The sequence below is a fragment of the Alloalcanivorax marinus genome, assembly GCF_016906305.1.
GTDB classification, from domain to species: Bacteria; Pseudomonadota; Gammaproteobacteria; order Pseudomonadales; family Alcanivoracaceae; genus Alloalcanivorax; species Alloalcanivorax marinus.
On the sequence record NZ_JADDOL010000014.1, the window covers coordinates 21,446 to 47,002 of the forward strand.

22 protein-coding genes are annotated in these 25,557 nt (G+C 65.6%); 14 read left to right on the forward strand and 8 right to left on the reverse strand.

All coding sequences use genetic code 11. The features are described from left to right. The first annotated feature begins 94 nt into the window (after positions 1-94). From IM760_RS12460 to IM760_RS12485, 6 genes are read left to right on the forward strand one after another with little or no spacing between them, the layout of a single operon-like run. The gene (locus IM760_RS12460) at positions 95-799 is read left to right on the forward strand and encodes a TorF family putative porin (RefSeq protein WP_204429738.1); all 705 of its coding nucleotides are present in this window, start codon (positions 95-97) and stop codon (positions 797-799) included. A 31-nt stretch (positions 800-830) separates the two neighbouring features. After that, positions 831-2,534, forward strand: a complete 1,704-nt coding sequence (gene kdpA / locus IM760_RS12465; protein ID WP_204429743.1) for a potassium-transporting ATPase subunit KdpA — start codon at positions 831-833, stop codon at positions 2,532-2,534. 10 nt (positions 2,535-2,544) lie between these two features. Next, on the forward strand, positions 2,545-4,581 hold the full coding sequence (gene kdpB / locus IM760_RS12470; RefSeq protein WP_204429746.1) for a potassium-transporting ATPase subunit KdpB: 2,037 nt from the start codon (positions 2,545-2,547) through the stop codon (positions 4,579-4,581). A gap of 14 nt (positions 4,582-4,595) precedes the next feature. After that, the gene (kdpC, locus tag IM760_RS12475; RefSeq protein WP_204429748.1) at positions 4,596-5,228 is read left to right on the forward strand and encodes a potassium-transporting ATPase subunit KdpC; all 633 of its coding nucleotides are present in this window, start codon (positions 4,596-4,598) and stop codon (positions 5,226-5,228) included. Between the two features lie 30 nt (positions 5,229-5,258). After that, complete coding sequence (locus IM760_RS12480; protein WP_204429750.1) at positions 5,259-7,985, forward strand: sensor histidine kinase; 2,727 nt, start codon at positions 5,259-5,261, stop codon at positions 7,983-7,985. Then, entirely contained in the window at positions 7,969-8,727 is a 759-nt protein-coding gene (locus tag IM760_RS12485) for a response regulator (RefSeq protein ID WP_204429752.1), read from the forward strand. The genes IM760_RS12480 and IM760_RS12485 overlap by 17 nt, the downstream gene beginning before the upstream one ends. Before the next feature lie 289 nt (positions 8,728-9,016). Here the strand turns inward: IM760_RS12485 and IM760_RS12490 are convergent, their stop codons facing one another. Beyond that, complete coding sequence (locus IM760_RS12490; RefSeq protein ID WP_204429753.1) at positions 9,017-9,496, reverse strand: helix-turn-helix domain-containing protein; 480 nt, start codon at positions 9,494-9,496, stop codon at positions 9,017-9,019. Positions 9,497-9,687: 191 nt separating this feature from the next. Between IM760_RS12490 and IM760_RS12495 the strand changes: the two genes are divergently transcribed. The 3 genes from IM760_RS12495 to IM760_RS12505 all read left to right on the forward strand — a co-directional run bounded on the left by IM760_RS12495 (position 9,688) and on the right by IM760_RS12505 (position 11,383). Beyond that, complete coding sequence (locus tag IM760_RS12495; protein ID WP_204429754.1) at positions 9,688-10,719, forward strand: phage/plasmid replication protein, II/X family; 1,032 nt, start codon at positions 9,688-9,690, stop codon at positions 10,717-10,719. A 66-nt stretch (positions 10,720-10,785) separates the two neighbouring features. Then, on the forward strand, positions 10,786-11,082 hold the full coding sequence (locus IM760_RS12500; RefSeq protein WP_204429755.1) for a hypothetical protein: 297 nt from the start codon (positions 10,786-10,788) through the stop codon (positions 11,080-11,082). Next, entirely contained in the window at positions 11,075-11,383 is a 309-nt protein-coding gene (locus IM760_RS12505; protein WP_204429756.1) for a hypothetical protein, read from the forward strand. The genes IM760_RS12500 and IM760_RS12505 overlap by 8 nt, the downstream gene beginning before the upstream one ends. A gap of 92 nt (positions 11,384-11,475) precedes the next feature. Here the strand turns inward: IM760_RS12505 and IM760_RS12510 are convergent, their stop codons facing one another. The 3 genes from IM760_RS12510 to IM760_RS12520 all read right to left on the reverse strand — a co-directional run bounded on the left by IM760_RS12510 (position 11,476) and on the right by IM760_RS12520 (position 15,455). After that, a complete protein-coding gene (locus tag IM760_RS12510) occupies positions 11,476-12,372 on the reverse strand; it encodes an alpha/beta hydrolase (protein WP_204429757.1) in 897 nt (298 codons plus the stop codon). Positions 12,373-12,465: 93 nt separating this feature from the next. Further along, complete coding sequence (locus tag IM760_RS12515; protein ID WP_204429758.1) at positions 12,466-13,119, reverse strand: TetR/AcrR family transcriptional regulator; 654 nt, start codon at positions 13,117-13,119, stop codon at positions 12,466-12,468. A gap of 83 nt (positions 13,120-13,202) precedes the next feature. Then, complete coding sequence (locus IM760_RS12520) at positions 13,203-15,455, reverse strand: hypothetical protein (protein WP_204429760.1); 2,253 nt, start codon at positions 15,453-15,455, stop codon at positions 13,203-13,205. 255 nt (positions 15,456-15,710) lie between these two features. On the opposite strand from IM760_RS12520, the gene IM760_RS12525 reads away from it, so the two are divergent. From IM760_RS12525 to IM760_RS12540, 4 genes are all read left to right on the forward strand, one after another. After that, complete coding sequence (locus IM760_RS12525) at positions 15,711-17,270, forward strand: methyl-accepting chemotaxis protein (protein ID WP_204429761.1); 1,560 nt, start codon at positions 15,711-15,713, stop codon at positions 17,268-17,270. Between the two features lie 214 nt (positions 17,271-17,484). Then, entirely contained in the window at positions 17,485-18,597 is a 1,113-nt protein-coding gene (locus tag IM760_RS12530) for an ATP-binding protein (protein WP_204429767.1), read from the forward strand. Then, positions 18,587-19,246, forward strand: a complete 660-nt coding sequence (locus IM760_RS12535; protein WP_204429769.1) for a response regulator transcription factor — start codon at positions 18,587-18,589, stop codon at positions 19,244-19,246. Before IM760_RS12530 ends, IM760_RS12535 begins: the two co-directional genes overlap by 11 nt. A gap of 94 nt (positions 19,247-19,340) precedes the next feature. Continuing rightward, a complete protein-coding gene (locus tag IM760_RS12540) occupies positions 19,341-20,084 on the forward strand; it encodes a DUF5947 family protein (RefSeq protein ID WP_204429771.1) in 744 nt (247 codons plus the stop codon). 21 nt (positions 20,085-20,105) lie between these two features. Here the strand turns inward: IM760_RS12540 and bioA are convergent, their stop codons facing one another. Then, positions 20,106-21,395: an adenosylmethionine--8-amino-7-oxononanoate transaminase gene (bioA, locus tag IM760_RS12545; protein WP_204429773.1), complete on the reverse strand. Its 1,290-nt coding sequence runs from the start codon at positions 21,393-21,395 to the stop codon at positions 20,106-20,108. A 75-nt stretch (positions 21,396-21,470) separates the two neighbouring features. Continuing rightward, positions 21,471-22,379, reverse strand: a complete 909-nt coding sequence (locus IM760_RS12550; protein ID WP_204429775.1) for a hypothetical protein — start codon at positions 22,377-22,379, stop codon at positions 21,471-21,473. A gap of 266 nt (positions 22,380-22,645) precedes the next feature. On the opposite strand from IM760_RS12550, the gene IM760_RS12555 reads away from it, so the two are divergent. Continuing rightward, complete coding sequence (locus IM760_RS12555) at positions 22,646-23,581, forward strand: DMT family transporter (RefSeq protein WP_204429777.1); 936 nt, start codon at positions 22,646-22,648, stop codon at positions 23,579-23,581. Here IM760_RS12555 and IM760_RS12560 read toward each other — a convergent pair. Together IM760_RS12560 and IM760_RS12565 are read right to left on the reverse strand one after the other, a co-directional pair. Then, complete coding sequence (locus tag IM760_RS12560) at positions 23,551-24,252, reverse strand: hypothetical protein (RefSeq protein WP_204429778.1); 702 nt, start codon at positions 24,250-24,252, stop codon at positions 23,551-23,553. The genes IM760_RS12555 and IM760_RS12560 overlap by 31 nt on opposite strands. Before the next feature lie 123 nt (positions 24,253-24,375). Continuing rightward, positions 24,376-25,554, reverse strand: a complete 1,179-nt coding sequence (locus tag IM760_RS12565) for a vWA domain-containing protein (protein ID WP_204429779.1) — start codon at positions 25,552-25,554, stop codon at positions 24,376-24,378. Positions 25,555-25,557: the final 3 nt, after the last annotated feature.

A 25,557-nucleotide genomic window follows, 5' to 3' on the forward strand; every position in this document is an offset into this window, starting at 1 on the left:
TTACGGGCCGCCGGCATTCCCGAATAGAGAATTTACGCCTACCTCCCCGATGCTTGGCCGATCCAATCATCGCATCCAAGAGGGGAAAACGGGTATGTCACCCAAGACGACTGGATCTCGCACTACCGGGTACATGGCCGGCGGAATACTGGTGCTGTGCGTATCGTCGGCGTCCGCCGCCGGGCCAGGCGGGACGGCCACGCTGACGTCCGATTATGTATGGCGGGGCTCATCACAAAGTCAGGAAGAGCCGGCCATGCAGGCCGGCTTCCATTACCAGCATACCTCCGGCGTTTATACCTCGGTGTGGGGTTCCACTGTGGATTTCGGAGCCGGCAGCGAGGCAACCAGTGAGTTTGATGTGGCCGCGGGCTGGGCGGGACCGATGGGCGATCGGTGGGCCATGGACGTGGCGGTTGTGCGGTATCTGTATCCGGGTACCGGAGAAGAGCTGAATTGGAATGAACTCAATCTGGGTTTGACCTTGAACGATCAGTACAGCCTGCTGATCGGCTATTCCGATGATGCTCTGGCCAGTGATGCGGATGGTATCTATACCGAGTTATCGGCCACCTTGCCAATCAGCGAGACCGTTTATATGGCCGGACAAGCCGGCTACTACCGGCTCGACGGCGATTATGCGGACAGCTACAAACACGGCGTGGTCACTCTGGGATGGGGGTTCAGCGATCCTTTCGAGGTTGCCGTGAAACTGCACGGTACCGATTCCGCCGCCAAGCGTCTGTTTCCCGGGATGGCCGGCACGCGGGGTGAAATCGCGTTGACGGCTTCGTTCTGAACGTGACGGCGAAGTCTGGAGGGTACGGATCATGATGGAATTTATTCTGGTGTTTACGCTGGCCATCCTGCTCGGGTGGCCGTTGAGCAAGTATCTCGCCGCGGTGATGCGTGGCGCGCCGATGGGTGGTGATCGATTGTTCGCCTGGATCGAAAACCCGATCTATCGACTGCTGGGCACCGATCCGGGCCGTGGCATGAGCTGGCGTGGTTACGCCGCCGCGTTCTTGGTCAGCAACCTGGTGCTGGGTGCCATCGTGTGGCTGATCCTGATGACCCAGGCCTGGCTCCCGTTGAACCCCAACGATGCGCCCAACATGAGCTGGGATCTGGCGCTGCACACGGCGGTATCGTTTCTCACCAATACCAACCAGCAGCATTATTCGGGGCAGGCGCAGCTTTCCTATCTGGCGCATCTGACCGGCATCGTGACGCTGCAGGTGATCACGCCGATGATGGGGCTGGCGCTTGTGGTGGCCACCCTGAGAGGGCTGTTCGGCGGTCGTGCCCCGCGCACCGCGGGGGCCGGCGACGACCGCGCCGTGGACGTGGGCAACTTCTGGGCCGATGTGATCCGCCCGACGTTGCGCTTTTTTCTGCCCCTGGCGCTGATCTGGACGGTACTGCTGACCAGCCAGGGGGTACCGGCCACCCTGGCCGGCGGGCCGGTGGTGCGCCCGCTGGATACCCTCGTGTCCATGCAGGAACAGAAAATCCCCCTGGGTCCGGTGGCGCCGATGGTGGCGGTGAAGCAGCTGGGCACCAATGGGGGAGGGTGGTTCGGCCCCAATTCCGCCGCGCCGCTGGAGAACCCCACTCCGTTTTCCAATCTGCTGGAAACGCTGGCGCTGCTGCTGATCCCGGTGACCCTGGTATTGATGGTCGGCCGCTTCACCGGACGGCGCCGCTTCGGCGCCCTGGTGTTCGGCTGCATGCTGGTGATGTCGCTGATGTCCTCGGGAGCGGCGGTGTGGTCGGAAGGCTTTTCCGCGACGTCCTCGGACATCGCCCTGATGGAAGGCAAGGAAGTGCGCTTCGGCGCCGGGCCATCGGCACTGTGGGCCTCGCTCACCACGCAGACCTCCAACGGCTCGGTGAACGCCATGCACGACTCGCTGGCCCCGTTGACCGGCCTGGTCACGATCAGCGACATGCTCATCAATGCCATCTGGGGCGGGATCGGGTCCGGCCTGCAGCAGTTCCTGGTGTATCTGATGTTGGCGGTGTTTCTCGCCGGTTTGATGACGGGGCGTACCCCGGAACTGTTTGGTCGCAAGATCGAAGCGCGGGAAGTGAAACTGCTGGCCGTGCTGGTTCTGCTGCAACCGCTGGCGCTGCTGGTGATGAGCGCCATCACCCTGGCGGTGCCGGCGCTCACCGGCAATTCCAATCCCGGCTTCCATGGCATCAGCCAGGTGTTCTACGAGTACACCTCGGCCTTCGCCAACAACGGCTCCGGGTTCGAAGGTCTGGGCGACAACACGCTGTGGTGGAACCTGACCTGCGTACTGCTGTTGATCCTGGGCCGCTATCCCTATCTGGTGCTGCCGCTGATGATCGCCGCTTCCCTGGCCGCCAAGCGACGCACGCCGGACAGCGCCGGCAGCCTGCAGGTGGAAACGCCCACCTTCGGCCTGACCCTGATCGCGGTGATCGCGATCCTGACTCTTCTTCAATTCATGCCCGTTCTGGTGCTCGGCCCGGTGGCCGATCACCTGGCATTGATCGCGCCTTGAGGAGCTGATCATGAATCGTTCGAACCCAAATGGCGCCGCCCGACGGGATGCCGTCCCGGCGGAGCACGAATATCGGGCCGCGCTGGTCAGTGCTCTGATCAAGCTCGCGCCCCATCGGATCATTCGCAACCCGGTGATGGCGGTGGTGTGGCTGGGCACGGTGCTGACCGCTCTGTTGGCGCTGGCCGGCCAGGCCTCCGCCGGTTTTGGCTGGAGCGTCACCCTGATTCTGTTGGTGACGGTGCTGTTCAGCAATTTCGCCGAAGCGGTGGCCGAGTCCCGGGGACGGGGCCAGGCCGCGTCGCTGCGCCGCGCACGCCGGGATCTGATCGCGCACCGGTTATCGGACGACGGCGCGCTCCTTGAAGTGTCCGCCTCGGAACTGCGCGCCGGGGACCGGGTGGCGGTGGAAGCGGGTCAGCTGATTCCCGCCGACGGCGAGATCGAGGAGGGCCTGGCGTCGGTGAACGAAGCGGCGGTGACCGGCGAATCCGCGCCTGTGCTGCGCGAGGCGGGCACCGATCGCTCCGGGGTGATCGGCGGCACCAAGGTGCTGTCCGACCGCATCGTGGTGCGCGTCACGGCGGAGCCGGGCAACAGTTTCCTGGATCGCATGATCGCGCTGGTGGAAGGCTCCAACCGCCAGAAAACCCCCAACGAAGTGGCGCTGGGCATTCTGCTCACGGTAATGACGCTGACCTTCGCCATCGTGGTGTTCACCTTGCCCTTTATCGCCGGTTTCGTGGGCGTGCAAATCAACCTGATTCTGCTGATCGCGCTGCTGGTCTGTTTGATCCCCACCACCATCGGCGGTCTGCTGCCGGCCATCGGCATCGCCGGCATGAACCGCGCCTTGAGGGCAAATGTGCTGGCCAAGTCGGGCAAAGCGGTGGAAGTGGCCGGCGACGTGGATGTGCTGCTTCTCGACAAGACCGGCACCATCACCCACGGCGACCGCCAGGCCACGGGTTTCCACGCGCTTGAAGGATGTGACAAGGAGCGGCTGGTGGAAGCGGCGCTGCTGGCGTCCCTGGCCGACCCGACGCCGGAGGGCAAGTCGATTGTGGTGCTGGCCAGACGCGAAGGCGGCGACATGGAGCAACCGGCAGGCGCGGAGTTCTTGCCGTTTTCCGCGCAAAGCCGCATGTCCGGTGTGAATCTCTCCGAGGGCCGGATGATCCGCAAAGGCGCCATGGACGCCATCGTGGAGCATGTGCGCGGCCTGGGCGGCCGGCAGCCGGACGGGCTGGACGCGCTGGTTTCCGAGGTGGCGCGCAAAGGCGCCACGCCGCTGGTGGTGAGCGAAGGCGCCAGCGTGCTCGGCGTGGTGGAGCTGTCCGATGTGATCAAGCATGGCATCAAGGAGCGTTTCGCCAGGCTGCGCGAGATGGGCGTCAGAACCGTCATGATCACCGGCGATAACACGCTCACCGCCGCCAGCATCGCCGCCCAGGCCGGGGTCGACGACTATCTCGCCGAGGCGCGCCCGGAGGACAAGCTGGCACGCATTCGTGAAGAGCAGGCCAAGGGCCATCTGGTGGCGATGGTGGGCGACGGCACCAATGATGCGCCGGCGCTGGCGCAGGCCGATATTGGCCTGGCCATGAACTCGGGCACCCAGGCCGCCAAGGAAGCCGGCAATATGGTCGACCTGGATTCCGACCCCACCAAGCTGCTGGCCGTGGTGGAAATCGGCAAGCAGCAGTTGATCACGCGCGGCGCGTTGACCACCTTTTCGCTGGCCAATGACGTGTCCAAGTACTTCGCCATCCTGCCCGCCCTGTTCGCCGCCGCCATTCCGCAAATGGCGGTATTGAATGTGATGGCCCTGGGCAGTCCCACCAGCGCGGTGCTCTCGGCGCTGATTTTCAACGCCGTCATCATCCCGCTGCTCATCCCTCTGGCCTTGCGCGGCGTGCGCTTCAAACCCGCCAGCGCCACCGAGCTGCTGCGTAACAACATGCTGATCTACGGCGTCGGCGGTGTGCTGCTGCCGTTCGTGGCGATCAAACTCATCGACGTCGCGCTGGGCGCGATCTTCTTCTGAGCGAGGACATCACCATGGTGAACGTTATTTCTTCTCCTTCCACCCCCGACACCGGACCGGTGTCGGACCAGGATGTGCTCCGGGCATCGCTGGGCCTGGCGGTGGTGGCGGTGGTGCTGTTCGGCCTGGTTTACCCGCTGATTGGCGTGGGGGTAGGGCAGGTGCTGTTCAACGACCAGGCCAACGGCAGTCTGATCGGCGACGGGGAGCGGATACTGGGCTCGACACTGGTGGCGCAGCCGTTCGCCGGCGAGGGCTACTTCCGGCCCCGTCCGTCCGCCGTGGACCACCAGCCCATGGCCGCCGGTGGCAGCAACGCGGCACGTACCAATCCGGCGTTGCGCGAGCGTATCGAAAGCGCCCGTCAGGCAGTGGCCGACCGGGAGGGCGTTCCCCTGGACCAGGTACCCGGTGATCTGGTGACGCAATCCGGTGGCGGCTTCGATCCGCACATCAGCCCGGACAGCGCGGCCATCCAGGTGGCGCGGGTGGCCCGTGGCCGGGGCCTGACGCCCGCTGTGGTGAGCGAGCTGGTACGGGCGCATACTCAGGGCCGGCAGTTCGGATGGCTCGGCGCGCCCGGCGTCAATGTACTGACCCTGAACCTGGCGCTGGACGCCCTGGCGCCGCCGCGAACGCCAGAATAAGGCTGCCGCCACCGGTACGAGGACAACACGATGACGGCGGAACACACCCGACAGGCGGACGCCTTGCTCGGCGAAATCCAGCGGCGGGCCGCCGGCCGGCTGACGGTCTTTCTCGGCGCCGCCCCCGGCGTCGGCAAGACCTACGCCATGCTGGCGCGGGCCCGGGAACTGCGCGCCCAGGGCGTGGACGTGGTGATCGGGCTGGTCGAAACCCACGGTCGCCCGGAAACCCGGGCGCTGATGGACGGCCTGCCGTCGGTGCCGCGCCGGAGCGTCGACTACCAGGGCCACCGGCTTGAGGAACTGGATCTGGACGCGCTGCTGGCCCGCAAGCCGGCGGTGGCGCTGGTGGACGAACTGGCCCACCGCAACGTGCCCGGCAGCCGCCACGAACGCCGCTGGCAGGACGTGGAAGAGCTGCTGGACGCCGGCATCGACGTTTACACCACCCTCAATATCCAGCACCTGGAAAGCCTCAACGATGTGGTGCATCAGATCACCGGCGTGCGGGTCACGGAAACGGTGCCGGACTCCCTGTTCGAACGCCTGCGCGATATCCGCCTGGTGGACCTGCCGGCCCGGGAACTGATCGAACGGCTCAACCAGGGCAAGGTGTATCTGCCGGAGCAGGCCGCGCAGGCGCTGCAGTCGTTTTTCTCGCCGGCCAACCTCACCGCCCTGCGGGAGCTGGCCATGCAGACCGTGTCCGAGCACGTGGACATGGATCTGCGCGAAGCCCGGGCGGCCCGGGGGCTGGCCGGCACGCCGGTGGCGCGCCATATACTGATCGCCATCGACGGTCAGGGCCAATCGGAATATCTGGTGCGCGCCGGCGCCCGCATCGCCGAACGGCGCGGCGCGCCCTGGTCGGTGGTCACCGTCGACACCGGCCGTTCCGCCCGCGCCGCCGACCCGCAGGCGGCGGAGCAGGGCGCCGGGACCCGCCGACTCACCCGGGCGGGTGCCGAGCAGCGGCGGCAGATCGAGCTGGACCGGGCGTTCGCGCTGGCGCGCACCCTGGGCGGCGCCACCGCCGTTCTGCACGACACCGACGTGGCGCGGGCCCTGCTGGACGCGGCGGCGGCACGGGGCGCCCGCGCCATCGTGGTGGGGCGCACCCGGGAACGGCCCATCGCCCGCGTCTTCAACCGCACCATCAGCCAGCGACTGCTGCGGCGGGGCGCCCGCTACGAGCTGACCATCGTCAATACGCCGCCGGCGCGGCGTCGGGAGCGGGCAGGGGGCCTGGCCAGCGGACCCCTGGGCGGCGGCGACGCGCTGCTGGCGCTGGCCGCCTCCGCCGGCGCCGTGGGCGCGGCGATGGTGGCGGAGCGCATCGTCGGCCTGCAGGACGTGTCCATGGTGTTTCTGGTGGCGGTGCTGATGACCGCTGCCCGCTCCCGCATGACCACGGCGGTGGCCACCGCCGTGCTGTGCTTTCTGGCCTATAATTTCTTCTTTATCCAGCCGCTCTATACCTTCTATATCAGCGCCTACCGGGGCGTGGCCACGGTGCTGCTGTTCCTGGTGGCGGCGCTGATCGCCGGACGGCTGGCGTCCACGCTGCGTCAGCAGGTGGTCGCCCTGCGCACCGCCAATGCCCACGCCACCGCCATGCAGAAGCTGGGCCGGCGGCTGGCCGCCGCCGCCGACCTGGGCCAGGTGATCGAGGCCGGCGCCTCGGTGCTCAAGGACACCCTGGGCGCCGACGCCTGGGTCCGTATCGACACCGGCGAGGGCCCCGCCGGGGCCGAGCTTAACGAAAAGGACCGGGCGGCGGCGGATTGGACCCGGCAGCACGGTCAGCCCAGCGGCCGCTACACCGACACCCTGAGCCAGTCCGATTGGTGGTTCCTGCCGATCCGCTCCGACCAGGACACCCTGGGCGTGCAGGGGCTGCGGTTCGCCCCGTCGATCCAGCGCCTGTCCTTCGAGCAGCGCCGGCTGGCGGAGCGCATGGCCGACGACATCGGCCAGGCGGTGCTGCGGGTGCGGCTGGTCTCCGAGCTGGAGCAGGCCAAGGTGGCGGGGGAGACCGAGCGCCTGCGCTCGGCGCTGCTGTCGTCGGTCTCCCATGACCTGCGCTCGCCGCTGTCGTCCATGATCGGCGCCGCCGACAGCCTGGACCGCTACGGCGACCGCATGGACGAGGACGATCGCCGCAGCCTGCTGCAGACCATCCGCCTGGAGGGCGAACGGCTGGATCGCTATATTCAGAACCTGCTGGACATGACCCGCCTGGGCCAGCAGGGCCTGTCCCTGACCCGGGACTGGATCGGCGTGGACGAACTGGTCGGCTCCGCCGCCCGCCGGCTGCAGCGCTACCAGCCCCGGGTACGCATCGAGACCCGGGTGAGCGCCGACCTGCCGCCGCTGTACGTGCATCCGGCGCTGATCGAGCAGGCGATCTTCAACGTGATGGAAAACGCCGCCAAATTCTCGCCGGCGGACCAGCCCATCCGGGTCAGCGCGCGGCGCCTCCATGGCCAGCTGCGCCTGGACGTCACCGACCGGGGCCCGGGCATCCCCGAGGACCAGCGCCGCCGCATCTTCGACATGTTCTACAGCGTGGAACGCGGCGACCGGGGCCAGCAGGGCACCGGCCTGGGGCTGACCATCGTGCAGGGCATCGTCGGCGCCCACATGGGCAAGGTGGAAGCGCTGCCCGGCCCCGACGGCCACGGCACCACCGTGCGCATCACCTTACCCTGGGACCAACCCGACGAAGAGGAGCAGGGCAGTGACCCCGAACACTGAACCGCGGCGCGCCGAACCGGCACCCCCCGAGTCCGGCCCGGCCCCCCGGGTGCTGGTGATCGACGATGAACCGCAAATTCGCAAGTTCGTCGACATCAGCCTGCGCGCCCAGGGCTACCGCACCGAGCTGGCGGACACCGGCGGCCAGGGGCTGGCCGTGCTGGCCAGCAAGGGCGCCGATCTGGTGATCCTGGATCTGGGCCTGCCGGACATGGACGGCCGCGAGGTGCTGATCGAGCTGCGCCAATGGTCGCCGGTGCCGGTGATCGTGCTCACGGTGCGCGCCGACGAGGCGGAAAAAGTGGCGCTGCTGGACGCCGGCGCCAACGATTACGTGACCAAGCCGTTCGGCATCGAGGAACTGATGGCGCGCATCCGGGCGTTTCTGCGCAACGCCCATCGCGGCCAGGATGCGGGCCCGGCGTACGACGATGGCGAACTGCGCATCGATCTGGCGCGCCGGGACGTGCGGCTGCACGGTGAACCGGTGACGCTGACGCGCAAGGAGTTCGCCTTGCTGGCCACGCTGTCCCGGCAACCGGGCCGGCTGATCACCCAGTCGCAGCTACTGCGCGAGATCTGGGGGCCGACCCATGTGCAGGACGCTCATTATCTGCGGATCCTGGTGGCGAAGCTGCGCCAGAAGCTCAAGGACGACGCCACCGCGCCGCGATACATCATTACCGACCCGGGCGTGGGCCTGCGATTCCTGGAGCGGACCCCGCCCGGGGATCCTCGTTGAGTACGTGTAATTCCTGCTTATGTTTATAGGGCCGGTGATCGGTATAATTTTTGGCCGGTCGCCGGCCCGGCATCCTGCGTCGGGATAATCTCTTTCCCGGCGCAGGATTGAACATAGGCAACATTATGCGGGCTTGACTGTAGTCAAGCCGGATAGCTATCTGGAGCTATTCATAGAGACGCTGTTAGTTGATGATTTCTAATCATCGGCTGACAGTGTCCAGCAAGGGGAGGGGGAATGGGGATGGATGCGCGCAGCGCGCGCACCACCCCCATCCCCCTTCCCCGCGCTAGCCACGTTCGGCTGCTTGGCTGTAATACTGTTCCTCTTCTTCCTCATGGATCATTAGGGCGATTTCTTGCTGGTCTTGTTCTTCTGTCCCCAGTCCATAGCTAATTCCAAGAGCCACTTCCTCGGGGATCCCACCTGTAGATCTCACCGTCTCTGTGATTGAAGTAGCTAAGTAGTACTTCTCGATCAGGTTAAGCAGTGCAGCTTTGTCCGCCGCGGGGAGCGTTTCAGCAAGTCTGAGGCTTCGCTCAAGCATCCTGGATAACCCCCCTTGTGTTGGCATTTCCAGCAAGTCGTTGGCCGAACAGTCCAGCGCCGCTATGAGCTTATAGATGGTGGATACCTTCGCATCCGCCTCGTTCCTTTCCAGCTTTGAGATGTGGCCGAGCTTAAGGCCCGCCAGGTCAGCAAGCTGGCCCTGGGTTAGCCCTGCGAGCTTCCTCAGGCGCTTTAAGTTATCCCCGAGAGGCATTTTCATGAGTTGGATTCCTCCTTTGGAGGTAAATATACCCCTCCTTTTCGTGCTTTAGGATTGACTTGGTTCTACAGGGGCAATTAAATTCCCTCTGTAGAGTGATTGACAGGGGTCAGGGGCATGACGATTGGGGAAGGCGGAAAGTCCAGTAATACCCGCCTTTTGTCTCATTTTGAGACTCGCGGGGGACGCTGGTGATCGATTGGGTGACCTGCGAGCTTCCCTTTGTGCATCAGCCTTTGGAGTCCGGATTGGTCTGCAAGCTGGCAGCAGATGGGGAAGTCGAGTGGGCCACCCGCTGCCGAGTGCAAGTCCAGGGGTCGCATGAGTCCAGCATTCAGGTGCGAAGCGTCGATGGTGATGGGGCAGGGCACGCCACCGGGCTTCTCTTCAGCGGCAACCCGTCCAAGTTTCTTCAGGGTCATAACGTCTTCGGCAGTGATGACCTGGTCACCCTGATGTACGACACCTTCCTTGTGCTTTGTCGGGCTCTCGGCCTGTCTCCGAGTCTCCAGGAGGTGAGGGCGGTCAAGCGCGGCGACTATCCACTATCCATGGTGGATATCAACCAGTCCTACGAGTTGCCGACCCGTCAGGACGTTCTCGCCTGGATTCGCGCTGCCGAGTTCAAGTCCCGCACTCGCCACGGCCGGCCGCAGATGAAGGGGGGAACGCTTTACTGGGGTAAGACCTCTCAGCGCTGGGCGCTCAAGGTCTACAGCAAAGGGGAGGAGATCGAGGCATCCAAGCATCAGCTCCCCGACGATCTTCTATCCACGCCGATACCCGCTTGGGCAGATAATAAGTTGCGACTCGAGCTTAGGATTAAGAAAAAACAGCTTACAAAACACGACATTACGATAGCCAGAGACATGACTGCAGACAGAGCCAGAGAGCTATTTTCCGAATATGTGAGGAAGCTGGAGATGAATGAACAGGTCGCTTTATCATCAGAGGAACAGTTGGCGCTTCCCCAGAAGCTGCGCTCCACCTATATCTTGTGGCGTTCCGGAGAAGACCTCCGCCACACATTGCCGAAGGCCACGTATTACCGGCATCGCAATGAGTTGCTTCCCTACGGCATCGACATCGCGATTTCCCGTGACGTCGTCGATCGCTCTAACGTGGTGCCGCTGATCCGAGTCCTTGAAGCCACTCCCGCCGGCATCCCTGAGTGGGCTTTCCAGCAGCGTTTAGTCCATCGGTCGGCTGCCCCTATAGCCTGATGGATATCCAGCCTTGGCAGGTTCTGATCACTAGTCTGATCCTGCTTTATCTATACGGGAACTGACATGCTTACGCTTACTGGAGAAGTTCGGAAGGTACTTTCCAGCGGCTATACCAGTCGCAAGACAGGTGAACAGGTTAACCAGGCCATCTTGGTTCTTGAGCCTGATAATCGACGTTACAACTACGAGATACACCTAAGTGCCAATCAGCTCAAGAAAGGTGCCCTAAGCACTTGGGAGGCGCTTAAAGGGCAGACGGCCACTATCGAGGCCACGCTCTACGTGAACCATCAATACGGCTTTCACAAGTTCGTTGCCGCCGGCGACGCTCAGCCCATTAAGGAGAAGCGCAATGGATAACCCTCTGGATCGTTTGCACATGGTCGCTGATGCTTTCGAGGAGTTCGCTCATATCTACCAGGAAGCTCAGCACAGCGGTGTCGATTCTAATCATCTTGAAGTTCCCAACCTGCTTTTTTTCTTCCAGCAGCATCTGATCGATCTTCCTGATGACATGGAGTCCTTTTTGAGTCAGAAAATGGAGGAAGCTCGTTCTGGTCAGCCTAAACAGATTAGCTTGGCTGATGCCGGAATTACCGGTAAGCCAGTCTCTAGCTGGGAGGAGTTGGAGGCTTCTTCTACTTCTGAAACTTCCAGATAATTACGCATAATGTATATTATGTTAAATAGGATAGACGGGGCCCGGATCTGCCCGGGCCGAGGATCACCACCCCGACTTCAGCGACCCTGTCTTCAGGGACTCCCTGGCGGACAGTGCTTTTCCAGAAAGCGGATCTGGTCCGCCACCACCTGTTCGAACGGCTTGCCCAGATAAATCTCGAAATGCCCCGCCTGGTAACGCCGGATTTCGTGCCGGGGCGTCCGGCTGGCATGACGCAGGGTTTGCCGGGCCGGTGCCACGGTGTCGTTGTCGCACACGCAGTACAGCACCGGCGCCTGGATGGCGGCGGCCTTGCGGCCCGGGTAATAGCGGATGATGTCCAGGGCGAAGCGTGCCGGGACCTCGTTACGGACCTGGGCGCCGGCCGGCGCCAGATTCAGGTAGCCGTCCCAGGCGTCCGGGGCGGTCATCAGGGCGGTTTCGCCGGGCCGCCCCGCCACCGCCACCATCACCGGCTCGGCGCCGATCAAAGCGCCGAGGCGGTCACGCAGGGCCCGGGCCGTGAGCTTAGCCGACACCAGGGGTTCGGTGGCCAGGGTCGAGGCCAGGCCGTCGGTGAACGGGCATTGAGCGATCACCGCCGCCAGCCCCGGGTCGGCGGCGGCGTTGGCCAGTACGTGGCCGCCGGAGAACGACGTGCCCCACAGGATCACCCGCTCCGGGTCGGCCTGCTCCAGGGTTCGGGCGTGGGCCACCGCCGCTTTCCAGTCCTGCAGCTGCTTTTTAATGTCCAGCAGTTGGCGGGGCTCGCCGTCGCTGTCGCCAAAATGGCGATAGTCGAACAGCAGGCAGGCGTAGCCCTCGGCCTGGAAGCGCTCGGCGAACGCGGGCAGCCGCATGTCGCGGGTACCGCCCAGGCCGTGGGCCATGACCAGGATCGGTACGGGGCCGGTGGCGTCCGGCAGGTAGAGATCGCCCCTGCAGAACACCCCCGCGGATTGAAATTGGATCGGTGTCACGGACGCCATCGCGCTGCTCCCGGGAAAGTGTCAACGGCGGCAGCTTGCATCGAATGCCGTGGCCGGCGATAGGCCAGCGCGCCCGGGGTGCCGGCGGCAGGTTCAATCCCGGGTCTGGATGCCCGCGGAGATGTAGGAAATAAAGCCTTTGGCGAAGGTGTCGAAGTCCAGCCGAAAGCGGCTTTCGTTTCCCTCCAGGTCCGGCAGGCGCCAGAGAAGATCCTGATCGACCATGCCGTTGAGGGTGCTGTTGATGGCCAGAAACAGGTGCATCCGCACCATCGCCGGTGCCTTGTCCGGCAACAGGGCTCTGATCTCCTTTTCCAGCTCCCAGATAAAAAAGCCGAAGTAGCGGATCAGCAGGTCCTGACCCAGATCGCCCTCTTCCCGGATCATTCTCGCCATCAGCCAGACGCTGCCCCGGTCCTGCAGCAGGAACAGGTACAGGGACTTCACCAGCACCGTGGCCACGTCATCCACGGTCACTGGTCGCTGAGCCTTGTGCTGGTGGTATTGCCCCCAGACGTCGCCGGTCACGGTCTCGAAGCGCTCGGCGATATCGCGTACGCAGGCTTCCAGAAAGGCATCGCGTTTGCCGAAGTAATAGCGGATGGCCGCCTCGTTCAGGACACCGGCCTTGCGCTGGACCTCACGCAAAGAGGTGCCGGTGCCCTTTTTGCCGAACAGGGCGATGCCGGTTTTGACCAGTTTGGCGGCGACTTCGTCACCGCCCTTTTTGGACGTTGAGGGGGCCATGGCGTGATCCGGGCTCGGGGCAAAGTCGGCCAGTATAGAGCAAGGCCCCGGGCCTCGACAGATCGCCGCCCTGCCCGGCCCGCTCATTGCAGCCGCTGGCAGGCGTCGCTCAAGCGGGCGTGGGCACCCCGGTAGTCCGCCGCGCGCAGGCGCTCATCGGCGTCGGCCACGGCGAACATCAGCGCCGAGTAGTCCTCGCTGGTCAGGGCCCCTTCCGCCAGGGCCCGGCCCAGCATCGCCCGGCCCTGGCCGGACAACGCCGCGTAGGCGGTGGATTCCGGCGCCTGGGACCAGGCATAGTCCACCTTGTCCCGGTTGACCTCCCAGGCCAGCACCTTGCGGGCGGCGTAGCAGACCGCGTCCCGGGCGGCCAGATCGTGGTGGCCCGCTGGGGCGTACTTGGACACGCCGCCGGTGAGCGGCGGAATCAGGCCGGCCAGCGCCTTGCCGAGCAGGCCATCGCCAAGGACCTCCGTGGCGCCCACCAGGCCGGCACGTCGCAGCGGCGAGTTGCCGATGGTGACGGCGCCGTCGTCGTCCACGCCGATCACGGCGATGGATTCTTCCCGGGCCGGCGTGGAATGGAGAATCTCTCCGTTCAGGCGGTCCACGGCGGTGAGCGACATCACCAGCGGCGCGAACACCTCGCTGCGCTCCGGGTCCATCTGCACGCCCAGGCCGGCCATCAGCACCAGCGCGTTTTCGGAGATCGCGGCGATTTCGATGTTGGAGGCCTGCAATTGCGCGGGCACCGACAGCCCCAGGCTGTTCAGCGCCCCGGTCACGGTCTCCAGCACCGGCAGCAGCAGCGGCCCGCCCTGAAAGATGTCGTCCAGCCGGGCGGACCAGCCCAGTTCCCCGGTGGTGCCTCGGTCGATGATCTGGAACACCCCGGAACCGGTGGCCGCGTACACCTGATGGTCGTAGGGGGACACCGCCAGGGAGCCGAGAATCTGGTCACCCACGTCCACCGACCAGATCAGCTCACAGCGTTGGTTGAAGGCCAGCGCATGACCTTCGTTGTCGGAGGTGTAGATGCGCTCCCCTCCGGGCAACAGGGCCGGGGTGGAGGCGGAGCCGCCTTCGAACGGAATCGAGCAGTCGTTGGCGAAGCGGTAATCGTCGCCGGCGCCGGTGAGCGTCAGGGCATGGAGGGCGCCGAACCGGGCCACGCCATCCTCTTCGCCATCGGCCCGGTCGGGCAGCGTGGCGGCGATCCAGATGCGGTCGGAGTCCGGGTCGGTGGCGTAATAGTTGCTGACCACCATGTCGCCGCCCAGGGCCACCGAGATGATGGTGTCGAAGACGCGCGCGTCCTCGGGCAGTTGCGCGCCCTCCGGAATGAACTGCTTGCGCATCGCTGTCTCCGCGCCGGCCAGGATCGGCTCGGGCAGGTTGAGGCCACTGTTGTCCACCGAGGGATCGCCATCGATACGGGTGCGGGCCCGGAGCGCGCCGGTCTCCCGGGCGAACGCCAGCACCGTGCCGTCGCCGTAAACGGCGATCACGCTGTCGGTGGGCCGGTGATAGTTGATGCCCCACAGCCTTTTCTTGATGTGCGTGTCGAAGTCCGAGGTCGCTTCCGTGTTGATGCCCAGTCCGGTGTTGGTGCACCAGGCCACCTGGCCGTCCTCGCCCAGCGCGAACACCGCGCGCAGCCCGCCGGAGAACACCTGCTTGCCGCCGGTGGCCGGGTCGTTGAGCACCAGCGGCGTGCCGCCCTGCCCGATCTGTCCGGGCCGGACCACCCAGCGCCGCGCGCCGGAGGTCTTATCCAGGGCGATCATCGAGAAATCGATATCGGTGCCGGTGACCGGAAACACGTGGGTCCCGTAATACCCCACGTCACCGGCGGTGACCCCTTCCGGTTGATAGAGGTTGGGTTCCACGGTCCATTGCAGCGCCAGGTGGCCGGGGATGGTCAGATCAACCTGGTCGCTGTTGATCAGATTGCCATGGATGGTGGTGAAGCCCTGGCCCCGGGGGATCACCGGGCTGCTCTGAATGCCCGGCGAGCGGGCCGCCAGGCCCACCTGGCTGAACAGGGAAAGTCTGGAGTCGCCGTCCTTGACCAGGAACTTGAGGCTGCCGGGCAGGTCGGTGGCGCGGGCGGACGGGGCGCCGGCGAAATCCACCGTCACGTCGGCGCAGAAGCCGGTGGCCGTGGGCTTACCGCTCCCTCCTCCGGCATCGTCCGCCGGCACGTTGGGGGTGGCGGGCCCGGCGGTCGGCGAGCCGGCACCGCCGGAGCCACCGCCACACCCGGACAAGGCCATAGATCCGGCCACCATCCCGGCCAGCGCCGTGGTCGCCATCCATCGATGCATCGTTTGCATAGCTGACACCCTTGTTATTGTCTTTTTTTCCCGGACTCGGGCCCTGGGTGAGAAAACCATAAAAGCTTTAACCCAAATGAGTCAACTCAACTGGGTTGAATCTTGTCGGAGTATGTAACCCTGATGTATCGGCAGGCTTAAAGTCCCAAATAACGGGACAAAAAGGAGAAACCTCTCGTTACCGGAAGCGCCCACCTCAAGGGGCGCCCGCGGCGGTCGAAAAACAATCACACCTTGCCCGTTTTTGGAGTTCCCATGTTGAACCGGTTCAGGATCGGCGCCCGCCTGGGTGGCGCTTTCGCGGTTGTCCTTCTGTTGCTCGCCGCCGTGGCCGCGACCGGCATGTTCGGCGTATTCACGGTGTCCGAGACCACCCATACGGCGCTGCGAACCGACGGCGCGCTGGCCACCAATGCCGGCCGTGTACGGCTGCTGGCGCTGGAGGGTCGGCGTTACGAAAAGGATGTGCTGATCAATATGGATCAGCCGGAACGCTCCGGTGAGTATTTCCAGAAATGGGCCTCGTCCATGGATGCCTTGGATACCACGCTGCGGGACGGTCTGTTGCTGGCCCGGGCCCCGGAGATGAAGCGCCTGTACCAGGATGCCCTGACCGGGCTGACCGCCTACCGGGAGGATTTCAGCGGCATTCATGCGCGTCTGGTGGCCGGTGAGTTCGACACCACCGGGGCCGCCAACCGGGCGTTCTCGGAATCCAAGCAGGGCATTTACCAACTGGAGGAATCCGCCGAGGCCATCGCCACCCGGGCCATGGCCGAGCTGGATAAGCTGGGCGACACCCTCACCTCGGTGGTGACCAGCACGGTCACCGGCGTGCTGCTGTTCACGGCGGTGGCGTTGATCATCGCCGTGATTCTGGCGGTGGTGATCACCCGGGGCATCACCCGCCCCCTGGGCCGCGCCCTGAGCGTGGCGCGCCGGGTCGCCGAGGGGGATCTGCGCCAGGCCATCGTCGCCGAGGGCCGTGACGAGCCGGCCCAGTTGCTGCGGGCCATGGCCGATATGCAGGACGCGCTCACCGGTCTGGTGTCGTCACTGCGTGGCGCCAGCGAGAATGTTTATATCGGCGCCAATGAGATCGCCGCCGGCGCCGAGGATCTGTCCTCGCGCACCGAGCAGCAGGCGACGGCACTCCAGGAAACCGCCGCCAGCATGGAGGAAATCACCGCCACGGCCAGCAACAACGAGCAGTCCACCCGGCGGGCGGACGAACTGGCCAGCGGCGCCTCCCGGAGCGCCCGGGCCAGTGGCGAGGAGGTGCGCGAGAGCATCCGCTTGATGCAGGAGATCGCCAGCCGTTCGGCGCGAATGAACAGCATCATCGAGACCATTGACGGCATATCCTTTCAGACCAACATCCTGGCGCTGAATGCCTCGGTGGAGGCCGCCCGGGCCGGCGAGAAAGGTCGGGGTTTCGCGGTGGTGGCCAGCGAGGTGCGCAACCTGGCGGCGCGGGCGGCGTCATCGTCCGGAGAAATCCGCGCCCTGCTGGAGGACACCCGGACCCAGATCGAGTCCTGCGCCGCCCAGGCCACCCGCAGCGGCGTCACCCTGGAAAGCGCGGTCAAGGGCATCGAGGAACTGGCCGGCCTGATGAAGGAGGTGGCCTCGGCCACCGGCGAGCAGATCGGCGGCATCCAGCAGATCAGCGTGGCGGTGACGGAGATCGACACCACCACCCAGCAGAACGCCGCCCTGGTGCAGGAATCCAGCAGCGCCGCCGCCTCCCTGGAGGATCAGGCGGCGCGGCTGAAGAGCCTGGTGGCCTCGTTCCGGATCGCCGAGGAGGCCTGAGAGGCCGGCCGCCGGCGCCCTGTCGGCGGCAAAGAACACACTCCAGGCACCCTTTTACGGAGATTTACCTTTGCCGTTTGCCGCTGTAGCCCCCTGCCCCGCCCGCTTTCGGGGCCGGCCGCCCTGCTCGCCGGGGTTTCGCGGAACGGGTCGGTTTTCCGGCGTGAAGAAACTGTGAGATAGTCCACGCACTTTTTCCGGCCCTGGATGGCCTATGGAACACCCCCTCCAACCCCCGCTGGATTATCAGGATCTGTTTGATAATGCGCCGTTGGGTTACCTGCTTCTCGATGCGTCGGGGAGCATTGAACGCATCAATCAAACCGGCGCCGCGCTCTTTGCGCAGGATGCCGAAGGCATGACCGGCCGGCCATTCGCCGATTGGGTGGTCGACGCCGACCAGCAGTATTTCGATCGCTACCTTCGACGGTTGCGCGAGAGCGACCGGATGGAAAAGCTGTACGTGCGCGTGCACAGCCGACACGGCGAGGACCTGACCGTATGGCTCAGGGGGGTCGCCAGTGGCGACCACCCTGCCCGGCTCAGCCTGATCGACGTTTCCGAGGAACACAGTTCCGCCCGTCAGCAGCGTTACCTGCAGTCTCAGCTCACCCACTTGGCGCGCCGCAACATGGCCGGTGAATTCGCCGCCAGCCTGGCCCACGAACTGAACCAGCCGCTGGGCACGGTGGTGCTGAGCTGCGACGCAGCGTTGCGCTTTCTCAGCGAAGGCCGTGCCGACCGGGATGAATGTTCCGAAGCCCTGTCCCAGGCCCGGGAAGCGGCGTTGTACGCCAGCGGCGTGATCGGGCAGCTGCGTGAGTTCCTCAAGGACGGCGAGCGGGACGCCCAGGCGGCCCGTCGCACCGTGCCGCTGGAGCAAGTGGTGGACACGGTACTGGCCCTGATCGACGCCAACGCCCGGGACAACGACGTGGCGCTGACCCTGGACATCGCCGACACGCTGCCGCCGGTACACGTGAACGTGATTCAGATCGGCCAGGTGCTGGTCAATCTGACCCACAACAGCATCGAGGCCATGGCCGGCCTGGACGAGGCGCGTCTGAGCATCCGGGCTCGCACCGATCGGCAAGGCCACATCCTGGTCAGTGTGGAAGATACCGGTCCGGGCGTCAGCACGGACATTCTTGATCGTCTGTTCAACCCGTTCCAGACCAATAAAGCCGGTGGCATGGGCATGGGCCTGGCGATCAGTCAAAACATCATCGAGGCCCACGGTGGTGAGCTGTGGGCAGAGCGACCGCCGTCCGGCGCGCGTTTCTGTTTCACACTCCCCGCCTCGGCGCGGGGGGACCATGAACACTGAAGCGGAACAGATCATACATGTGGTGGACGATGATCCGCCGTTTCTGGCCGCCATCGGCCGCGCCCTGGAAGTGCTGGGGTTGCCGGTGCGGCAGTACCCCCGCGCGCGGCAGTGCATGGAGGCGCTGGACCCGGACCAGGGCGGCTGCCTGATCACCGATCTGCGCATGCCGGACCTGGACGGGCTGGGCTTTCAGCAATGGCTCAACGAACGGCACTGCTCCTTGCCGGTAATTTTCATCACCGGCCACGGCGACACCGACACGGCGGTGAAGGCCCTGAAGCGCGGGGCGCTGGATTTCCTGCGCAAGCCGTTCCGGGAAGAGGATTTACTGGCCTGCGTGCGCAAGGCCCTGCGCCTGGAGCGGGAAAACCGCCAGCGTGCCCGGGACGAACGGGAGGCCCGGCGCCGCTTCGCCGAACTGACGCCGCGCGAACAGGAAGTGCTGCAGCTGGTGGTGGCCGGTTGCGCCAACAAGGTGATCGCCCGTCACCTGATGATCAGCCCGCGCACCGTGGAGCATCACCGCAAACACGTGATGCTGAAGATGCAGGCCCGGTCCACCAGCGACCTGCTCACCCTGGCGGTGCTTTGCGGCGTTTACCGCCTGTCCCTGGACGACGATAGGGGAGAATACCTAGGAGACTGACCGGCTGGTGCCGCCGGAGCCGCTTCCTTACGCTTGAACGTTCTCGCCGCGACGACAAGAACGGACTCAGCGCGAAAAAAAGGAGGCACGACCCATGTCGCACCCACAGCACTCCGACGCTTCAGAAACGTTCTTCCTTGACGATGCCCGGGCGGCGGTCTCCTCCGCCGCCCCCGATCAGAGCGCGGTCTGCCTCGCCCGCATCGGCTGCGCCCTGCCCGGCTATAGGCTGCCGGTGACCCGGCCCCTGTCCCTGGATCCGGACCTCAGCCACTGTTGCGATCTGTGCGGCAGTGAACTGGACGCCGCGCACGGACATCTGCTGGAGCGCCGCAGCCAGCGGCTTCTGTGCAGTTGCCAGGTGTGCGCGGCGCTGCTGGAACAGGGGGCCGGGCGCCGCTATCTGCGGGTACCCCGGCGGGTCGTCGCCCTGCCCGCCCTGCGCGCCGGGGCGCTGGACGACGACCACCGCGTGGAACCGGGGCCCAACTGGCCGGTGTCCTTTCTCTCCCCCCGCACGGGGGCGTCCTGTCTCTCGGTGTCCCGGGCCGGCCCGCGGGGCGTGCGGCAAGATACGCTGCCGCTCAATCCCTGGTACCGGCTCCGCGACGCCAACCCGGCCCTGCGCCCTCTGCGCCCGGACGTGGAAACCTTGCTGATCCGGCGGACCGAACGGGGCCTGGCCGGCTGGCGGGTGCCGGTGGATCGCCGTTGCCGGCTGCTCGGCCTGCTGCGGCTGCACGGCGACAGCCGTGAGCACGTGGAGGCGTTGCTGGACGATTTCGTCACGCGCCTGGACCTGGAAGCCCGGGCGCAGGCGCCGGATCCGGCGGACTGATATCCCCTTCTCTTTCGCCGCTCAGCCGGTGGCCACCGCCGCCATGGCGTCCACCAGCCGGCTGAGCTGCTCCGGCTCGATGCCGTAGGGCGGCATGATATAGACCAGCTTGCCGAAGGGGCGGATCCAGACGCCCCGCTCCACCAGCATTTTCTGGGTGGCGGCCACGTCGCGGGGCTGTTCCAGTTCCAGCACGCCGATGGCGCCCAGGGCGCGCACGTCGGCGACGCCGGGCAGGCAGCGGCAGGGTTCCAGTTCGCGGCGCAGTTGCGATTGGATGCCGGCCACCCGGCCGCGCCAGTCGCTCTCCAGCAGCAGATCAATGCTGGCGTTGGCCACCGCGCAGGCCAGCGGGTTGCCCATGAAGGTGGGCCCGTGCATCAGCACGCCGGCTTCGCCGTCGCAGATGCCGGCGGCCACCCGGTCGCTGCACAGGGTGGCCGCCAGGGTCATATAGCCGCCGGTGAGGGCCTTGCCCAGGCAAAGAATGTCCGGGCAGATGCCGGCGTGCTCCAGGGCGAACAGCTCGCCGGAGCGGCCGAAGCCGGTGGCGATTTCGTCGAAGATCAGCAGCACGCCGTGCTCGTCGCACAGGCGCCGGGCGCCGCGCAGGTACTCCGGGTGGTAAAGCCGCATGCCGCCGGCGCCCTGAACGATGGGCTCCAGGATCACCGCCGCCACCTCGTGGGCGTGCCCTTCCAGCAGGGTGCGCAGGGAATCGAGATCGCGCTCGTCCCATTCATCGTGGTAGCCCACGGTCGGCGCGTCGGCGAACAGGTGGTGGGGCAGCACCTTGCTGAACAGGTGGTGCATGCCGTTGACCGGGTCGCAGGTGGCCATGGCCCCGAAGGTGTCGCCGTGATAGCCGTTGCGCAGGGCGATCAGCCGGTGCTTCTCGCCTTGGCCCTGGCTCAGCCAGTACTGCAGCGCCATCTTGATCGCCACCTCCACGGACACCGAGCCGCTGTCCGCCAGGAACACCTTGTTCAACGGGTCCGGGGTCAGCGCCACCAGCTTCTTGCCCAGTTCCACCGCTGGTTCGTGCGTCAAGCCACCGAACATGACGTGGGCCATGCGGTCGATCTGGTCCTTGGCGGCCTGGTTCAGACGCGGATGATTGTAGCCGTGGATCGCCGCCCACCAGGAAGACATGCCGTCGATCAGCCGGCGGCCGTCTTCCAGTTCCAGATAGACCCCCTCGGCCCGGGCCACCGGGTACACCGGCAGCGGCTGGGAGGTGGAGGTATAGGGGTGCCAGAGATGGTCGCGGTCGAAGTCCAGATCAATGGCGTGATGTCGGGAGCTGGCCATGGCGGGGTCCGTGCGGGCAAGTGGGGCATGAACCATGCCTTTTCGGGGGCGCCGACTCAAGTCCCGGCGCCTGGATCAGAGCTGGGTGACCAGCAGCCGCGCCAGCACGCCGTAGGTATCGTCGGGATTGCGAATGCCGGAGATGTCGAAGTTCAGATGCTCGAACAGGGAGAAACCCAGCCCCACGGTGGCCGAGGTGTCCAGGTGATCGATCAGATCATGGCGGTAGCCGACCCGCAGGGAGGCCGGCCCGAAGGTGTCGAACGACAGGTTGGCGCCGGCGAAGCGGGCGTCGTCGTCCTCGTTGAAGGCGTCCCGGGCATCGATGTTGATGTTGAGGCGGGCGCCGGGCCACCACCAGGCCGGGTCCAGATAGGTGGCCAGGGTGGCCAGGGCCGAGGTGCGATAGGGGCTGGAGACCAGCCGGCCGTCGTCCCGGTGCGGGAACAGGCGCTCCACCCGCATGGCCATGTCCAGGTCCCCGAACGTCTTCTTCAGGCCGGCGTTGATGTTGAAGCCCTCGCTCTCGGTGAGCGTGCCCGGTGCCTCGAAAAAGGGATTGAACGCCGCTTCGGCGGGCTGGGTGTACTGGTAGAGCATTTCCCGGCGGGCCTTGAACACGGCGTCGAAGCGATAGTCACGCCGGGGCCCGAACAACCGGTCCAGGGTCAGCCCGGCCTCGGTGAGTGAACTGCCCTGCCCGCGCATCATGCGGTCCCGCTGTGCCACTGTATCGGCGGGAAACAGGGCCGACAGCCGGGTCTGGCTGCGGGCCATCAGCCGTGGGGAGAAATAGCGCACCGGCAACTGGAACTCGGTGCCGGCGTCGGCGTTGACGCTGAGCCGGTCCCGGTTCATCTCCTCGATCAGGCCACGGTTACCGCCCACCACCGGCTCGCCGATCACATCGAAGTCGCCGAAGAAACGCTCGCCGTGGGCGGCGCCGATCAGACAAACACTCAGCAATAAGGCAAACAGACGCATGGCCGTCCGCTCCGGGAAAAGGCGAAAATCGGGCTGACGAGGGGCCGCCCGGGCAATGGTCGATACTATGCAATACCGCGGCCAATTGTTAAAAGGCGCCGAGGTGAATTTTACGTTTGTCCTTTTCAGTCATGATTTTTATCGTTTTTCTATTTCCCCATTCCCGCCAGGAATCCAGGGCAGTCCCGCTTTTCATTGGATTTCCCCGCCCCACAGGCGGACCATGGGCCGCTTCGTCCTGACCTTTCTCTCTTGCGAGCCTTCCGATGACGCAGCGTGCCTTCTGGCAGTCGGGCCTGATGCTGGTGGCCCTGGCCACCTTCGCCATGGCCTTCAAGGGCATTTTTGCCCGTTTGGTATACCAATACGGCGTGTCCGTGGACGTGCTGCTGATCTGGCGCTTCGTGCTGGCGGTGCCACTGTTCTGGCTGGGCGCCCTGTGGCTTAACCGGCACCGGCCCAAGGCCCGGCTCAGCGGCCGGCAGTGGCTGTGGTGCGGGGTCAGCGGCCTGCTGTTCTTCTTCAGTACCTGGTGCGATTTCAACGCCATCCACGAACTCGGCGCCAGCCTGTCACGGATGCTGCTGTACCTGTTCCCGGCGCTGGTGATGCTGCTGGACGCGGCCCGGGCCCGGCGCCTGCCATCGCCCCTGCATGCCCTGGTGTTCGCCGGCGCCTGGACCGGCATCGCCCTGCTGTTGCTGCCCGGCTGGCAGGCCGGCCGGGTGACGGCCCACGGCGTGCTCTACGGGCTCGGCGCGGCGGCCTGCTACGCCAGCTTCCTGACCCTCGGTCAGGGGCTGATGAAACCGCTGGGCTCGGTGCGCTTCAATCAGGTGTCGAACAGCTTCACCCTGGTGTTCATGGCGGTGGGGCTGCTGCCGGGCATTCCCGCCGCCGACCTGGTGCTGAGCGCGCCGGCGCTGGGCTGGATGGTGGTGCTGGTGGTGCTGTCCACGGTGCTGCCCTTCTTCCTGCTGTTCGAGGGCTTTCACCGGGCCAATGCCTCCGAGGCGGCGGTGGTGGCCATGTTCGGCCCGGTGGTCACGGTCACCGCCGCGCTGGCGCTGTTCCCGGACGAACACCTGGGGCCGGTTCAGTGGCTGGGCATGGCGGTGGTGCTGCTGAGCATTGGCGCCCTCAAGCTGGTGAAAGCGCCGGCGGCGCCCGCTCAGAACTCCGCTTCCAGGGACCAGCGATAGACCACGTCGTCGGCGCCGTCGGAAAGACCGAAGATGGCGCCGGCTTCCCATTCCAGCTCATGGCCGCCCAGCTCGAACTCGCCGAGCAGCACCGGCCCGGCGCCGTGGTTGCCGCTTTCGCCGTAATATTCCAGGGCCGGCGCCAGCTCGTCGTCGGCCAGCCAGGCCAGCTGGGCGGCGCCGGAGTATTCGATCTCGTCTTCCTCGGCGTCGGCGCCGTCCTGCTTCTCGGCGAAGGCGTTCAGCCGCAGCCGCCAGTCCGCCGGCAGTCGCTGCTCGTAAAGCGGGCCGATCTTGTATTCCCAGACATCGTCCTCGCGCTCCTTTTCCACCTCGCCGAGCAGGGCCAGCGCGTGGTCCCGGTTCTGGAACAGGTTGAAGCGCCCTTCCAGTTCATAGGCTTCCAGTTCGAAGTCCTCGCCGGGCAGCTTCTCGGTGTTCAGATAGGCTTCCAGGGCGAAGCGGTCGCTGAAGGCGTAGCCCAGGGAGAATTTCTGCAGCCAGCGGCCGTCCTCCGGCTGGTCGTCGTCCAGGTAGGTGCCGCGGGTCTCCAGTTCCAGGTCGCCGGCCTGGATACGGGGCGAATAGACCTTGTCCACGTCGGCAAGGGTGAGCGCGGGCAGGCCGGCGCAGAGGGCGAGCGCCAGCAGGCGCGGCAGGCGTTGGTTCATTCCGGGTCCTTGTTCGAGTCCGAGAAACGGACAGATTAGCGCAGAGACCCGGCCAGTGGCTTAAGGAAAGCTTAAGGGGTTCGCGGCTGACGAGCGTACCGCTTCAGCCGCGATAGCCGCGATTCATTTGCTCAGGTACCGCATGGCCCGCTCGATGCCCTCCAGGGTGAGCGGAAACATGCGCTGGTCGGCGAGCTGCTTGATCCACTGGGTGGAGGTGGTCATCTGCCAGGCCCGTTCCGGTTCCGGGTTCAGCCAGATCACCTTTTCGTAGGTGTCCATGATGCGCTGGAACCAGACCGCGCCGGGCTCGTCGTTCCAGTGCTCCACGGAGCCGCCCACCGAGTTCACCTCGTAGGGGCTCATGGCGGCGTCGCCGATGAAGATCACCTTGTAGTCGCTGCCGTACTTGTGCAGCACGTCCCAGGTGGAGACCTTCTCGTCCCAGCGGCGGCGGTTGTCCTTCCACACGTATTCGTAGATGAAGTTGTGGAAGTAGAAATACTCCATGTGCTTGAACTCCAGCCGGGCGGCGGAGAACAGCTCCTCGCACATCTTGATGTAGGGGTCCATGGAGCCGCCGATGTCGAAGAACAGCAGCACCTTGACCCGATTTTCCTTCTCCGGGCGCATCTTGATGTCGAGCAGGCCGGCGTTGCGGGCGGTGGAGCGGATGGTGTCGTCCATGTCCAGCTCGTCGTCGCGGCCGGTGCGGGCGAACTTGCGCAGCCGGCGCAGGGCCAGCTTGATGTTGCGGATGCCCAGCTCCACGGAGTCGTCCAGGTTGCGGAACTCCCGCTTTTCCCAGACCTTCACCGCGCTCTTGTTGCGCGACGGGCCGACCATGCGGATGCCTTCCGGGTTTTCCCCGTAACCACCGAACGGGCTGGTGCCGCCGGTGCCGACCCACTTGTTGCCGCCCTGGTGGCGCTTTTCCTGCTCTTCCAGGCGCTTGCGCAGTTCGTCGAGGATCTTCTCCAGGCTGCCCAGACCCTGCAGTTTCTCCCGCTCCTCGGCGGACAGGGTCTTCTCCAGCTGGGCGCGCAGCCATTCCTCGGGGATGGTGCGGCTCAGCCAGTCCGGCTCGATGCTTTCCAGGCCCTCGAAGTAATGGGCGAAGGCGCGGTCGAAGCGGTCATAGTACTTCTCGTCCTTGACCATCACCGCCCGGGACAGCATGTAGAAGTCCTCGATGGAGCCGAACGCCACGTGGTGCTTGAGCGCGTCGAACAGGTCCAGCAGTTCGCGCAGGCTCACCGGCACGCGGTGGGCGCGCAGGTCCTCGAAAAAACCGATCAGCATAAA